Origin of the sequence: Mycobacterium kyogaense, from assembly GCF_036946525.1 — a bacterium.
In the GTDB taxonomy this organism is placed as follows: domain Bacteria; phylum Actinomycetota; class Actinomycetes; order Mycobacteriales; family Mycobacteriaceae; genus Mycobacterium; species Mycobacterium kyogaense_A.
This window is the reverse complement of record NZ_JAQIIY010000035.1, coordinates 43,154-56,673: the sequence shown is the minus strand read 5'-3', so window position 1 is coordinate 56,673 and position 13,520 is coordinate 43,154. Positions and strand designations below refer to the sequence as shown.

11 protein-coding genes and 2 pseudogenes are annotated in these 13,520 nt (G+C 68.7%); 3 read left to right on the top strand and 10 right to left on the bottom strand.

Features of this window, described 5'->3' with window-relative positions:
- Positions 1 to 474: FBP domain-containing protein (locus tag PGN37_RS24810; protein WP_335333634.1), on the top strand; the 474-nt coding region annotated here is incomplete at its 5' end.
- Here PGN37_RS24810 and PGN37_RS24805 read toward each other — a convergent pair.
- From PGN37_RS24805 to PGN37_RS27385, 4 genes and pseudogenes are all read right to left on the bottom strand, one after another.
- On the bottom strand, positions 438 to 908 hold the full coding sequence (locus tag PGN37_RS24805; RefSeq protein ID WP_335333633.1) for an SRPBCC family protein: 471 nt from the start codon (positions 906 to 908) through the stop codon (positions 438 to 440). The two genes, PGN37_RS24810 and PGN37_RS24805, sit on opposite strands and share 37 nt — an antisense overlap.
- On the bottom strand, positions 905 to 1,189 hold the full coding sequence (locus PGN37_RS24800; protein ID WP_335333632.1) for an ArsR/SmtB family transcription factor: 285 nt from the start codon (positions 1,187 to 1,189) through the stop codon (positions 905 to 907). The genes PGN37_RS24805 and PGN37_RS24800 overlap by 4 nt, the downstream gene beginning before the upstream one ends.
- A 6-nt stretch (positions 1,190 to 1,195) precedes the next feature.
- On the bottom strand, positions 1,196 to 2,524 hold the full coding sequence (locus PGN37_RS24795) for a replication-associated recombination protein A (protein ID WP_442933015.1): 1,329 nt from the start codon (positions 2,522 to 2,524) through the stop codon (positions 1,196 to 1,198).
- A gap of 9 nt (positions 2,525 to 2,533) precedes the next feature.
- Positions 2,534 to 3,291: pseudogene (locus tag PGN37_RS27385) on the bottom strand (DUF3097 domain-containing protein).
- On the opposite strand from PGN37_RS27385, the gene PGN37_RS27380 reads away from it, so the two are divergent.
- Positions 3,202 to 3,471 (top strand): hypothetical protein, encoded by a 270-nt coding sequence (locus PGN37_RS27380; RefSeq protein ID WP_442933016.1) that lies wholly within the window; start codon positions 3,202 to 3,204, stop codon positions 3,469 to 3,471. The pseudogene PGN37_RS27385 and the gene PGN37_RS27380 overlap by 90 nt on opposite strands.
- Here the strand turns inward: PGN37_RS27380 and PGN37_RS24775 are convergent.
- Both PGN37_RS24775 and PGN37_RS24770 read right to left on the bottom strand, forming a co-directional pair.
- Positions 3,429 to 3,611: a hypothetical protein gene (locus tag PGN37_RS24775; protein ID WP_335333630.1), complete on the bottom strand. Its 183-nt coding sequence runs from the start codon at positions 3,609 to 3,611 to the stop codon at positions 3,429 to 3,431. The genes PGN37_RS27380 and PGN37_RS24775 overlap by 43 nt on opposite strands.
- Entirely contained in the window at positions 3,550 to 4,728 is a 1,179-nt protein-coding gene (locus PGN37_RS24770) for an alpha/beta hydrolase family protein (protein WP_335333629.1), read from the bottom strand. The genes PGN37_RS24775 and PGN37_RS24770 overlap by 62 nt, the downstream gene beginning before the upstream one ends.
- A gap of 147 nt (positions 4,729 to 4,875) precedes the next feature.
- On the opposite strand from PGN37_RS24770, the gene PGN37_RS24765 reads away from it, so the two are divergent.
- Positions 4,876 to 5,526 carry a TetR/AcrR family transcriptional regulator gene (locus PGN37_RS24765; protein WP_335333628.1) on the top strand — a complete coding sequence of 217 codons (651 nt, stop codon included), beginning with the start codon at positions 4,876 to 4,878 and terminating at the stop codon, positions 5,524 to 5,526.
- Between the two features lie 13 nt (positions 5,527 to 5,539).
- On the opposite strand, the gene PGN37_RS24760 is transcribed toward PGN37_RS24765, so the two are convergent.
- The 4 genes and pseudogenes from PGN37_RS24760 to PGN37_RS24745 form a co-directional block, all read right to left on the bottom strand.
- On the bottom strand, positions 5,540 to 6,625 hold the full coding sequence (locus PGN37_RS24760) for a zinc-binding metallopeptidase family protein (protein WP_335333627.1): 1,086 nt from the start codon (positions 6,623 to 6,625) through the stop codon (positions 5,540 to 5,542).
- Positions 6,618 to 7,541 (bottom strand): transglutaminase family protein, encoded by a 924-nt coding sequence (locus PGN37_RS24755; protein WP_335333626.1) that lies wholly within the window; start codon positions 7,539 to 7,541, stop codon positions 6,618 to 6,620. Before PGN37_RS24755 ends, PGN37_RS24760 begins: the two co-directional genes overlap by 8 nt.
- Positions 7,538 to 10,173, bottom strand: a pseudogene (locus PGN37_RS24750) (circularly permuted type 2 ATP-grasp protein). The gene PGN37_RS24755 and the pseudogene PGN37_RS24750 overlap by 4 nt, the downstream one beginning before the upstream one ends.
- Entirely contained in the window at positions 10,173 to 13,484 is a 3,312-nt protein-coding gene (locus tag PGN37_RS24745; protein WP_335333625.1) for a transglutaminase family protein, read from the bottom strand. Before PGN37_RS24745 ends, PGN37_RS24750 begins: the two are co-directional and overlap by 1 nt.
- Between the last annotated feature and the right edge of the window lie 36 nt (positions 13,485 to 13,520).

Sequence of the window (13,520 nt, the reverse complement as noted above, 5' to 3'; positions counted from 1 at the left end):
AGCGAGATCAAGAAGGTCACCTTCGCAACCGATTTCGACACTGTCGAGTTCGACGCGCTGGAGTACTACGGCTGGACCGATCCCAAGATCCCACGTCGGGCCTACCTCGTCATCGAACGCACCGACGGGCCGGTGGCACTGCTGGTCAACCGGGCGGCGAGCAAGCCTCGAGGACGGACCATGTGCACGTGGTGCAACGACGTCACCCTCAGCGAGGACGCCGTGCTGTACACCGTGCGTCGCGCCGGCGCCGCGGGCCGGCGGGGTGACACGCTGGGCACGCTGATCTGTTCGGATTTCGGGTGCTCACGTAATGTGCGGCGGCTGCCACCCGCCTTCCACAAGGGCACCGACCTGGACCTGATCCGGGCTCAGCAGGTCGACGAACTTCGCCGCAAGGTGCACGGATTCGTCGACAGGGTGCTGTCCTCCGACGATCAGGTGCGGGCCAGCAGCTCGTCGAGCGCGTCGTAGCCCTCGGTCATGCCGCTCTCCATACCCGAGGAGAGCAGCGCGTCCCGCGCCTCGATGGTGGGGCAGATCGACCGCCCGCGCAGCCGGGAGCGGCCATCGCCGAGATCGTCGAACCACAGGTACTCGAGGTTCACCATGTCGGGCGCGCCGTCGAATTCGAAAGTTTGGAGGACGAATTCGTCGGTGCGCACCGTGTGGAAGGTGCCGTTGAACGAGAAGGTGCCCCGCCGGTTGTTGTGGATGTAGCGGTAACCGCCGTGATCGCGGAAGTCCCATTCGGCGATCTCCATTTCCAGGTCACGTGGCCCGAGCCACTGACTGACCAGGTCCGGGTCTGCGTGCGCGGCGAACAGCGCGCCGACCGGGGCGTCGAACTCACGGGTGAACTCCATGGCGAGGGTGTCCACGGGTGCGGTCACCTGCAGGGTGCTCATCGTGGGTGTCCTTTCTCGGCGAGCAGCTGGTCGAGCTGCCGGTAGTTGCGTTCGGCGTCGAGCCGGTAGCGGTCGATCCACGCCGTCATGGCCTCCAGCGCGGCCGCGTCCAGATGCACCGGACGGCGCTGCGCATCGCGGGTACGCGTCACCAGACCGGCCTGCTCGAGCACTCGAATGTGTTTGGAGACAGCCTGTTTGGTGATAGCGAACGGTGCGGCCAGCTCGTTGACCGTGGCGGGGCCGCGGGCGACCTTAAGTCGTGCCCGACGGCAGGTCAAGAGGCCTCAGCGTTTCCGTCGGATGATGGCGCGCAGCTTCTCCACCCGCGTCGCGATCTCACGTTCGGCGCCGTGGGAGGTCGGCCGGTAGTAGTCCACGCCGACCACCTCGTCCGGCGGATACTGTTGCGAGGCAACACCACCCGGTTCGTCATGGGCGTACTTGTAGCCGACCGCGTTGCCCAGCTTCTGCGCCCCTGCGTAGTGCCCGTCGCGCAGGTGTGGCGGCACCAACCCCGCTTTGCCGGCCCGGATGTCGGCCATCGCCGCACCCAGCGCCGTGGTGACGGCATTCGATTTCGGCGCGGTCGCCAGATGCACCGTGGCGTGCGCCAACGTCAGCTGCGCCTCGGGCATACCGATCAAGGCGACGGTCTGGGCGGCCGCCACGGCTGTTGGCAGAGCGGTCGGATCGGCCATGCCGATGTCCTCACTGGCCAAGATCATCAGACGGCGTGCGATGAACCGCGGGTCCTCCCCCGCAACCAGCATGCGCGCCAGGTAGTGCAGCGCCGCATCGACATCGGAGCCGCGCACCGATTTGATGAACGCGCTCACCACGTCGTAGTGCTGGTCACCGTCGCGGTCGTAACGGACGGCCGCCTTGTCCAGCGACTGCTCGATGACCTCGACGGTGATCTCCCCCGACTCCGCCGCGACCTCGAGAGCTGTCAGCGCCCGTCGGGCGTCGCCGGCCGACAGCTGCACCAGGAGGTCCAGCGCCTCGTCGGTGATGGGCACCTCTCCCGCCAGTCCCCGCTCGTCGTCGAGGGCGCGGCGCAGCACTGCTGTGATGTCCTCGGGGGTCAGCGGCTGCAATTGCAGGATCAGTGAGCGGCTCAGCAGCGGCGCCACCACCGAGAAGGACGGGTTCTCCGTGGTGGCCGCGACCAACAGCACCACCCGGTTCTCAACCGCCGCGAGCAGCGCGTCCTGCTGGGTCTTGGAGAACCGATGCACCTCGTCGATGAACAGCACCGTCTGCTCGCTGCGCCGCAGCAGGGCCACCCGCGCTTCTTCGATGACTGCACGCACCTCTTTGACCCCGGCCGACAGTGCCGAGAGCGCCTCGAATCGGCGGCCCGTGGCCTGCGAGATCAGCGACGCGAGTGTGGTCTTGCCGGTGCCGGGCGGTCCGTACAGGATCACCGACGCCGCACCCGATCCCTCGACCAGCCGGCGCAGCGGGGAATTGCCGGTCAGCAGATGCTGCTGACCCACGACCTCGTCGAGCGACGCCGGCCGCATCCGCACGGCCAGCGGAACCGCCGCCCCGACCAGCTGCGCATCAGAGGGCGCGCGCTCGCTGGGAACGTCGAACAGGCTGTCGGACACGCTCCCTGCTTACACGGGTGCGGTGACGAAGTCGATCAGTTCCTCGACGCGGCCGATCAGCTCGGGCTCCAGGTCCGTCCAGTCCCGCACCCGGCCGCGGATCTTCTGCCACGCCGCCGCGATGTCGGCCTGGTCGCGGTGCCGCCAGCCCAGCGCCTCGCACACCGCCGTGCTTCCAGTCTTGACCTTTGGGCACCACCGGCCACTGCGTGACGCCGATCCGTGCGGGTTTGACGGCCTCCCAGATGTCGATGAACGGGTGGCCGACCACGAGCGTGTGCTCGCCGCCGGGGCCGCGCCGCACCTGCTCGGCGATGCGCGCCTCCTTCGAACCGGCGACCAGGTGATCGACCAGGACACCCAGGCGCCGGCCAGGACCGGGCCGGAAGTCGGCGACGATCGCCGCGAGATCGTCGACGCCGCCCAGGTATTCGACGACGACACCCTCGACGCGGAGGTCCTCGCCCCCACACCTGCTCGACGAGCTCGGCGTCGTGCCGTCCCTCGACGTAGATGCGGCTCGCGAGTGCGACTTTCGCGCGTGCGCCGGCGACGGCGACCGAGCCCGATGCGGTGCGCGTCGGCGCCGCGGGCGCAGCTTTTTTCGGCGCGGTCAGGATCACCGGCTTGCCGTCGATCAGGTAGCCGGGTCCGACGGGGAATGGTTTGGTACGGCCGTGCCGGTCTTCGAGGGTCATGCGGCCGTACTCGACCCGCACCACCGCACCGACGAAGCCGGTCTGCGCGTCCTCGACGACCATCCCGATCTCGAGCGGCTGCTCGGTCGAGCGGGGCTTGCGGTGCGGGTTCTGCGCCAGGATGTCGGCGCCGTATCGATCGGCCACCCGGTGATCGTAGGGACCGACCGGGTCACGACGGTCGAGCCGCGCGGCGCGTGTTGGCCTCAGTCCGGCAGCAGGCGGGTCCGCAGCCAATCCTGTGAGTAGTCCAGCCACCGCCGGTAATGCTCCATGGCGCAGTGATCGTCGTTCGGGTAGAGCAGCAGCGTGGCGTCGCGTGCGGCGTCAGCCAGGTCGATGGTGTCCTGGGTGCTGAGCAGCGTGTCGTGAGTGCCGTTGATGGCCAACAGCGGAATCGTGATGTCGGCGTAGCGATCTCGAATGGACAGCCCGCGCAGAGGGCGGACGAGCGCGATCGGGTTGGTGACGCCGAGGGTCTGCGCCAGCGCGTGGATGATCACGTCGGGCATGCCGAAACCACCGCGGAAGGAGTGGTGGGTGGGGGCGCCGCACGCCACGGCGCACGCGAGGCGGGAGTCGGTGGCGGCCATGCGCGCCGCCCAGTACCCCCCCGAAGCTGACGCCGACGAACGCGATGCCACCGGGGTCGAGCCGGTCGTCGGAGGCGAGCCGATCGATGACAGCGCGGTAGATCGCCTCGGACTCCCTGCTCATCGGCTCGGCGTACGCGTAGCTCCCGGGCATCTCCATCAGGAATGTCGCCAATCCCGCTCCGCGGTACCGCAACAGAGCCACCGCGAGCTCCTGGATCGTCCCCTCCAGACCGTTGGTGGTCAGCACGACGGGATGGGGACCGGGCGTCGACGGGAGGATCAGCCATCCGCGCACGGTCTGCCCGTCGCTCGCGGTGACGTCGACCTGTTCGACATGGACGTCGATCGACGGCGCCAGGACGCGGACCAGAACGTCGAACAGGTCGCGAGACCGACGGTAGGCGGCCATCCGGTGCGGGTCGTGGCCGGGAAACGCGCTGACCTGGAAGTAGGTCAGCGCCTTGACCCAAGTATCGATGACCTCGAACGCGGCGACCACGCGGGAGCGGTCGGAGTCATCGAGCGCGGCGACGAGGGCGTCGATCGCCTGCGCACTCGGCTGCGGTCCGTGATCGGCGAACAGTACCGCGCCCGGGCCCACGATGTTCTGCAGGACGCCGATCTGCTCATCGGTGATCGATCCCGCGTCGTCGAGATCGGGCACGTCGGCGAACCCGTCACGTCGCCCCAGGTCGCGGAGCTTGGCGTCGCACCGTCGAAGATGCAGTGCCGCAATGCGATTCCAGTGATCGCACCATCGATCGGCCCGGAACGAGCGTGCGGCCCGGATCTGCCCGGCGAACTCCTGCGGATCGAGACCCCCCATGTTGGCGTAGCGCAGGACGAACAGCTTCGGCAGGAAGGGAGTCGCTCCGCGCCAGTGGGCGACCAGGTCGGTCGTACGCGTCATCGCGCACGTCGTAAGCAGGAGCTTGCTCCGCAGCGTGATTCCGGCCATGTCGATCCCTTCGAGGCGTTCCGGAACGATCGTTCCGACGATACCATCGAGGCACTACTGATCGGAACAATCGTTCCGCTAATCGCAGATGGATCGACGATGACGACGAAGACGACGAAGACGACGAAGCCTCACGTCGAGGAACGGCTGCTCGACAGCGCCGAGGAGCTGTTCGCCGCGCGCGGGTACTTCGGCGTCAGCGTCCGGGAGATCACCGACCACGCGCGCACCCGGCTGGCAGCGGTCAGCGATCGCTTCGGCGGCAAGGAAGGACTGTTCCGCGCGGTGGTGTCGAGACGCATCCAGCCCCTCAACGACGACCGCCGCGTCCGCCTGGCCGCCGTGTCAGCTGGGGAGCCCCACGACAGACGCCTGCGCGCGCTCGTCGAGGCGTTCGTCGAGCCGATGCGCCAGCGGGCCGGAGATGCCGGCTGGGACAACTACTTTCGCCTCATCGCCCAGCTCGCGAACTCCGGACATCCCATCAAGTCGCTGATCGCCGATGAATTCAATGCGATCGCCGCCGATTTCATCAGCACGCTGCGCGCCCTGTTCCCGAACGCCGACGACGCTGCCGTCCACGACGCCTATCTGCACATGGTCGCCGCGACCCTGCACACGTACTCGAACAACATGCGGCTGGACAGCCTCACTCTGGGCAGGATGCACACCGACGACATCGAGCAGCGCCACGACGCGCTCATGCGCTTCGTCCTCGGCGGTATCACAGGTGTTGCCGGCGCGACCTAGCGCGCAGCAGAACTCACGCCAGCTGTTGGCTCTGCTCCCCGGCGGGCGCGCCGACCTCCGCGAGTTTGGCGGGATTGGAGGTGACCTCGTCGATGACGGTGTGGATGAACCGCATCTTCTCCAGCACCGGAGCCGGGAGCACGAACGGATACAGGTCCTCTTTGCCCATCGAGTGGTTGACCATGTTCAGTGCCCACGCCAGAGGAAGCCACATCTCGATCATCGTGTCGAAGCCACTGGGGCCCAGCACCCTGCGGTCGAAAGTCGCTGCCGCCGGGGCCATTCCGAACGCCGCGGCGGTGTCCAGGGTGTCCCGGATGTGGAGGTAGTGCGCGAACGTCTCCGCCCAGTCCTCGGCAGGATGCATCGTCGCATAGGACGACACGTAGTCGGCCTCCCAGCCGGCGGGAGCTCCCTGGCTGTAATGGCGGTCCAGGGCCTCCTGGTAGTCGGCGTCGGGATCACCGAACAACTCGCGATAGCGCTGCAGGTACGCATCCGAGGTGCCGATCAGCCGGTACTGGTAGTAGTGACCGATCTCGTGGCGAAAGTGTCCGAGCAGGGTCCGGTAGGGCTCGTCCATCGAGATGCGCAGCTGCTCGCGGTGCACGTCGTCGCCCTCGGCCAGGTCGAGGGTGATGATCCCGTTGTCGTGGCCGGTGAACACCTTCTCGAACTGACTCGAGAGCAGATCGAACGCAAGTCCGAACTGCGGGTCCATGTCGCGACCCACGATCGGCAGCTTCAGCTCGTGCAGCTCGACGATCAAGCGGCGCTTGGCCTTCTCGGCCGCGGCGAACGCCGCCAACGCGATGGTGTCCGCATCGTTGGGCCGGGTCCGGGTGAGCGCGCACGACACGCACAGTTTGGCGATCGGCCCCTTCTCCACGAGCCAGTTGCACTCGGCGAGGTGCAGATTCGCACACAACTGGAAGCGCGTCTCGTCCACGGCGCCGGCATGCTCGCTCTCCGCGGGAGGAGCGATCACCAGCAGCGCCATGTCGTCGAGCGAAAAGCCCAGAGCGCTACCGCAACTGAGGCACACCGAGTTCTCGAATGCGAGCCGTTGCCCGCAGTTGGGGCAGATGAAATCACGCATGGAGCGGTTCTCCCTCGTACGGCGCAACATCCACCGACACGTCGATGGTGCTGCTCTCGGAATCGGTGTAGATGATGCCGCGCAACGGCGGTACGTCCGCGTAATCGCGGCCGAAACCGACGGTGACGTAGCGCTCGTCGACCATCTGATCATTCGTGGGGTCCAGCCCCAGCCACACGTTCTGTGGCGTCCACACCGACGCCCATGCGTGCGTCGCGTCTATCCCGACCATGCGTTCCTTTCCCGGCGGCGGATCGGTGGCCAGGTAGCCCGATACGTAACTCGCTGCCAGTCCGTTGGCGCGCAGGCACGCGATCGCGAGCCTGGCGAAGTCCTGACATACCCCTTCCCGCGCCTCCAAAACCTCGCTCACCTGGGTGGAAACGGTGGTCGACCCGGACTTGTACGTGAAGTCCGCGTAGATGCGCGAGGTGAGGTCGTGCAGCACGTCGATCAGCGGCCTGCCGGGGGTGAATGTCGGTGCGGCGTACTCGCGCAGTGCCTCGGTGATCTCCGGGGGCGACAGGTCGAGGGTGAACTCGCTCGCCAGCGCCCCCTCGGAGCCGACCGGCCGCGCGATCTCCCACGGCGCCCGGGCCGACGGCCCCTGGTAGACGTCCGGTGGTGGCGGTGCCACCTCGACGACGGAGCGGCTGGTGACGCTGAGCCGGTGATGGGGCCGGGTGATGTGGAAGTACGAGCTCACGTTGCCCCAGCCGTCGCGACTCGTGGAGCTGTCGGCCGCCTCGGGGTCGAGGACCAGTTCGTGGGACAGACACGTCTGCCGGGCCGAGTCGCGCGGGGTGAGAAAGCCGCGGCCGTAGGAGCTGGTGACGACGTCGGAGTACGTGTACACCGTCTGATGTGTGATCGCGTACCGACGGGCTCTTGGGCTGAGCGCTTGTGGTTCGCTCACGCCGGCACCACGCGGCGCTCGTTCGGCCCCCACAGCGGCTGCATGTCGCCGGGAAGGGCCAGATGCGTGGCGGTGATGACGTCGGCGAGCTCCCGCAGCGCGGCATGCAGCCCGGTGAGCAGCCCGTCGAGCTCCTCACGGGTCCCGTCGGCGGCGACGTCGTCGAGGTCGTCGGGCTCGATGCGGCGCAACCGCATCGCGATCTCGTCGACCAGCCGTTCGGCCGTGACGATCCCGACGATCCGGGCAGCGACTTCAGGTGCGCCCGCAGCCGGTTGAGCTGAAATACCAGCGATCTCGGATTCTCGGCGTCGAACAACACCAGTTCGGCGACACCGGCGACGCTGATCGTTCCGGGGTTGCGCCGCCGGTAGATCACCAGTGACTCACACACCGACAGCGTCGATTCGATGACCGTCTGTTCGGCCTCGGGTGGGCGGGCAGTCGTAAGGGTCGCCCGCAGCAGCGCCGTCAGCACCTGCGCCCGCTCGAGGCGCTTGCCGAGGTCGAGCATGGTCCAGCCGATGTCGTGGACCATGGATTCGGCGATGACCCCGGACAGCGCCAGCAATCCGGCGAGGGCGACGGTGTTGGTCGAGGACAGGAACGCCTCCCCCTCGCTCCCCGACTCCGGCGGGCTGTCGCCGGCCTGCAGCAGGGTCCGCTCCAGCGTCGAGAGCAACATCCAGGTGTCGTTGGACATCTGATCGCGTACCGCGCGTGCCGCCGACCCCAACCGCTCGACCGACTGGGCCAGCGATCCGGGGCGGTGCCGGTCTGCGGTCAGCGACCACAGCGTGGTCGGCGCGGTGGCCACCATCTCGTGATAGTCGGACCCGCCGGTGTCCGTTCCGGTGATATCGCCCAGAGCGGACAGCAGCACCGGCACGCACTGGCTGCCGTCCATCGCCTGGCGGCGCCGGAACTCGTGGTAGCGCTCCCGCGTGACCGTCAGCAGACGCGCGGTGTGCTCGGCGCGTTCGGCGTAGCGACCGATCCAGAACAGGTCCGACAGCACACGAGGCGAGCTGATCTCGTGCGTCGGGCTCGCGGTGAGCGGGGTCGGCAGCGTGGACTCCTCGGGCGGTGGCATCACCACGGTCTCCGCGGTCACGCGCGCCGGGGCACGCACCCAGACGTCCTTGGCGGCAACGTTGTTCAGATCGTAGGCGGCAGATCCGGCCGCCAGCAGATAGCCGAGCCCGCCGATCATCGGCGCATACCCACCCCGCTGGGACACCGTGAACAGCCGCATGCCGACCCGGGACAGCGACAGCCCCCCGGGAAGGTAATCGGCTGGCGCCGAGGAGAACTCGGGAAGTTCCTGTCCCACCCACAGCCATGGGGAGGCAGAGATGCGCGCCGCCAGATCTTCACGCTGCGCCGCCGAGAGGTCGGGACCGACGATCGGCTCACCACCGGTGACCGGCCGGATCAGCAAGGTGGACAGATGCGTCAGCAGATGGGATCGCTCGATGTCGATGCCACCCCAGTACATCGGCGCGCTCGGCAACAGTGGGGTCTCGCCGAGCAGCGACTCGGCGAGCGCGGGCAGAAAGCGCATGACGCCCGGACTCTCCAGCACACCGCTGCCCAATGTGTTGACCACGGTCACCGCGCCACGACGCAGCACCTCCACCAAACCCACCACACCGAGGCGCGAATCAGCCCGCAGATCCAGCGGATCGGCGTAGGCGGCGTCGACGCGGCGCAGCACCACGTCGACGCGCTTGAGCGTTCCCATCGACCGCATCCACAGCCGACCGTCTCGCACCACCAGGTCGGCGCTCTCGACCAGCGGCACGCCGAGCATGCCGGCCAGGTACGCCTGGTCGAACGCGGTCTCGGAGTGGATGCCGGGACTGAGCACCACCACGGTGGGTTCCTCGGCCGATTCGGGTGCCGCGTCGACTAGCGCCAGCCGCAGCGCCTGCGCCCAGGGCGACGCCGGCTGCGGCCCGACCTGTTCGTAGAGGTCGGGGATCGCGTGGGCGATGACGCGCCTGTCGGCCAGCGCATAGCCTGCGCCGGACGGGGCCTGCGTCCAGTCGGCGTTGACGACGAACTCGCCGGAGCCGGCGCGGCTGATGTCGCAGCCGTGCAGGAACAACTGGTGCCTGCCGGGAATCTGGATGCCCTGGGCGGCACGCACGTAGCCCTGATGGGCGAACAGTAGCTGGGGCGGCAGGATCCCGCCGGTGATGGTGCGCCGCTCGCCGTAGAGATCGGTCAGTACGGCGTCGAGCAGTCGCGACCGCTGCACCAGCCCGGCTTCGAGCCGATTCCAGTCGGCGGCAGAGACGATCAGCGGCAGGGCATCCAGTTGCCAGGGTCCGGGTACCGCCGACTCGTCGTCGGTCCGGATGTAGGTGATGCCGTCGTTGTCGACCAGGTCGCGCACGACCGCGCGCAACCGGTCCAGCCCCGCCCTGCCGCGCTCGGTCACGCATTCGGCCAGCTCGTGCCAGTCGACCCTGACTTGCCCTGCGGCGTCGAACAATTCGTCGTAGCCGCCCACCGGGCTGTCGACCGTGCTACGCACGTCGAACAGCGCCTGCTGCGCCCGCATCGCGGCGTAGGGCACCAGCGGGTCGTCGTGGCTGGGTGAGTTCAGCCCGGTCGGTACGGCCATCAAGAGAGCACGGTACGCACTCGCCGCAGGTCGAGGATCCCCGGCGCGCCCACGTCGGTGGCTTGCCGGGCCTGCTTCTCGCGCAGATCCTGCAGGTCGACCGCTCCGGCGGTGAATCCGGTGGCCTCGAATCGGCGTCCCCGCCGGGACTCGGCCTCCACGGCATTGACGGGCGGGGTGTCGTAGGAGCGTCCGCCCGGGTGCGCCACGTGATAGGTGCAGCCGCCCCTGGCGACACCGCTGGCGGTGTCGACCAATTCGAAGCGAAGCGGGCCGTCCACGGTGATGGTGGGGTGCAGCGCGCTGGGCGGCTGCCAGGCGCGATACCGCACACCGCCGACCTGGACGTCGGCATTGTCGGTGGCCAGCAACGGGATCGGATGTCCGTTGACGGTGACCATGAAGCGCTGCCGGTCAGCGCCGATGAGCCGCACCTGCAGGCGTTCCACCGAGGAATCCACATAGCGTGCGGTGCCGCCCGCGGTGGCCTCCTCGCCCAGCACGTTCCACGGTTCGATGGCGCCACGCAGCTCGATCTCGACTCCGCCGAACACCGCGGTGCCGATACGGGGGAAGCGGAACTCCGTGAACGGATCCAGCCAGCTGGTGTCGAATTCGATGCCGTGGCTGCGCAAGTCGGCTGCGACTTCGGCGATGTCCTGAATCACGAAGTGCGGCAGCAGGTATCGGCCGTGCAGGTTGGCGCCGTGGCGAATCAGGGGCGCGCGCAGCGGCTTCTCCCAGAACCATGCGACCAGTGCGCGCACGAGCAGCGACTGCACCATCGCCATCTGCGGGTGCGGCGGCATCTCGAAGCCGCGCAGCTCCAACAGGCCGAGCCGGCCCCGAGGGCTGTCGGGGCTGTAGAGCTTGTCGATGCAGAATTCGGCGCGGTGGGTGTTGCCGGTGATGTCGGTGAGGAGGTGGCGGAGAGCCCTGTCCGTGACCCACGGCGTTCCTCCCTCCTCGCCCGCGGCCAGCCGGGCGATCTCGGCGAAGGCGATCTCGAGCTCGTAGAGCGACTCCGGGCGGCCCTCGTCCACCCGGGGCGCCTGCGACGTGGTGCCGATGAAGCGTCCGGAGAACAGGTACGACAGCGCGGGGTGGCGCTGCCAGTACGTCAGCAGCGACACCAGCAGGTCGGGCCGGCGCAGCAGCGGCGAATCGGCGGGGGTGATCCCACCGAGGGTGATGTGGTTGCCGCCGCCCGTACCGCCGTGGGTGCCGTCCACGTCGAAGGCCTCGGTGGACAGGCGGGCCAGCCGGGCATGGGCGTACAGCGTCTCGAGCTGGTCTCGCTGCTCGGCGAAGCTGCCCGACGGCGCGACGTTGACCTCGATGACGCCGGGGTCGGGGGTGATCGTCATCGACTGCAACCGCGGATCGGCGGGCGGGCCGTACCCCTCGACCACCAGCGGGCAGTCCAGCGCTGCCGCGGCCGCCTCGATGCGTCCGATCAGGTCGACGAAGTGGTCGAGTTCTTCGGTGGGCGGCAGGAACACGTAGAGGATGCCGTCGCGGATCTCGGCCACCAGCGCCGTGGTCGGCACCGCGTCGGCCTCGGTGATCTCCGCGGATTCCTCTCGGCCCGTCTGCAGCGGGTCTGTCGAACGAGTGGGGTCGGCGTCGCCGCGCGGCGGCGGCGGCTGCCAGCTGATCGAGGACAGGGGCAGGCGCAGGCCCGCCGGAGAATCGCCCTCGGACAGCACGATTCGCCCTCGACGCAACGTCCAATCGGCGCTGGCCCAGCCGGCGTCATCGTCGCGACGATGCAGCGGCAGGACGAACGCGGCGGGTTCGCTGACGGGCTCGTCCAGCGTGGCGAGCAGCTGCGCACGCGCCCAAGCGCTGTCGGCGGCCAGATCCTCGCCGTCGGCGACCGGCAGCCCGGCGGGGCGGCGCACCGCCGCGGCCAGCTTGCTCAGCGGGTCCTCGTAGGCGGACCGGACCTGGCTACGCGGCAACCCGAAGTCGTCGGCGATCGCGGCCAGCAGCCGCTGCGGGGCGTCCGGCGCGGCCTCCGATGCGGCCTGCTCCGACCACGGATCGGCCAGCAGGGTCGGGTCGCTCCACAGCGGCTCGCCGTCGACGCGCCACAGCAGCGCGATCTGCCAGCGCGGCAGAGGCTCTCCGGGGTACCACTTGCCCTGACTGCGTTGGACGAGCCCCTGCGGAGCCCACACCGCCTTGAGGCGGGCCGCCAGATCCGAGGCACGCTGGCGCTTGTGCGGCCCGTCGGCGTCGGTGGTCCACTCGGGGTCGGTCTGGTTGTCTATCGAGACGAACGTCGGTTCGCCGCCGACGGTGAGGCGCACGTCGCCGGCGGTCATCCGGTCGTCGACGCGATGCCCGAGGGCGTTGATCGCACCCCACGTCGCCTCGGTGTAGGGCAGCGTGACGCGCGGGTCCTCGTGCACCCGGGTGACGACATTGCTGAATTCCAGCGTGGTCTCGCACGGTTCGGTGGCGCCGGTGATCGGGGCCGCCGATTCTGGGTGCGGGGTGGCTGACAGCGGGATGTGCCCCTCGCCGGCGAACAGGCCCGAGGTCGGGTCGAGTCCGATCCAGCCGGCGCCGGGAATGTAGACCTCGGTCCACGCGTGCAGGTCGGTGAAGTCCGCGGCCGGACCCGACGGGCCGTCGAGGGCCTCGACGTCGGAAGTGAGCTGGACCAGATAGCCGGACACGAACCGGGCGGCCAGGCCCATCTGGCGCAGGATCGAGACCAGCAGCCAGGCCGAGTCGCGGCATGATCCGATGCCGGTGCGCAGCGTCGTATCCGGGGTCTGCACACCGGGTTCGAGACGCACGCTGTAGCCCACGTCGGCGTTGACCGCTCTGTTGAGAGCCACCAGGAAATCGATGGTGCGCGTGTCGGATGCCACCGAGAAGTTGGCCACCCACGCCTCGACCAGGTCACCGGGCCCGGAGCCGGCGCCCTCTTCGTCGACCGGCCGCAGATAAGGCTTGAGATCCTCGGCCAGGGCCCGCGGATAGGTGAAGCCCACCTTTTCGGCGTAGTCCTCGATGAAGAAGTCGAAGGGGTTGATCACCTTCAGGTCGGCGATCAGCCCGACGGTGATCGTCAGGCTGCGGGCCCGGGTCGGGAACACGAGCCGGGCCATGAAGTTGCCGAAGGCGTCCTGCTGCCAGTTGACGAAGTGGTCGTCGGGTTCGACGGTGAGCGAATAGGCCTCGATCGGCGTGCGTGAGTGCGGAGCCGGACGCAGCCGGACCACATGAGGGAACACTTCGACGAGCCGATCGAACGTGTAGCTCGTGCGGTGCTCGAGGGCAACCTTGATCCCCATAGCGCTAGATCCCACCACACCGCCTGCGGCGGCGCA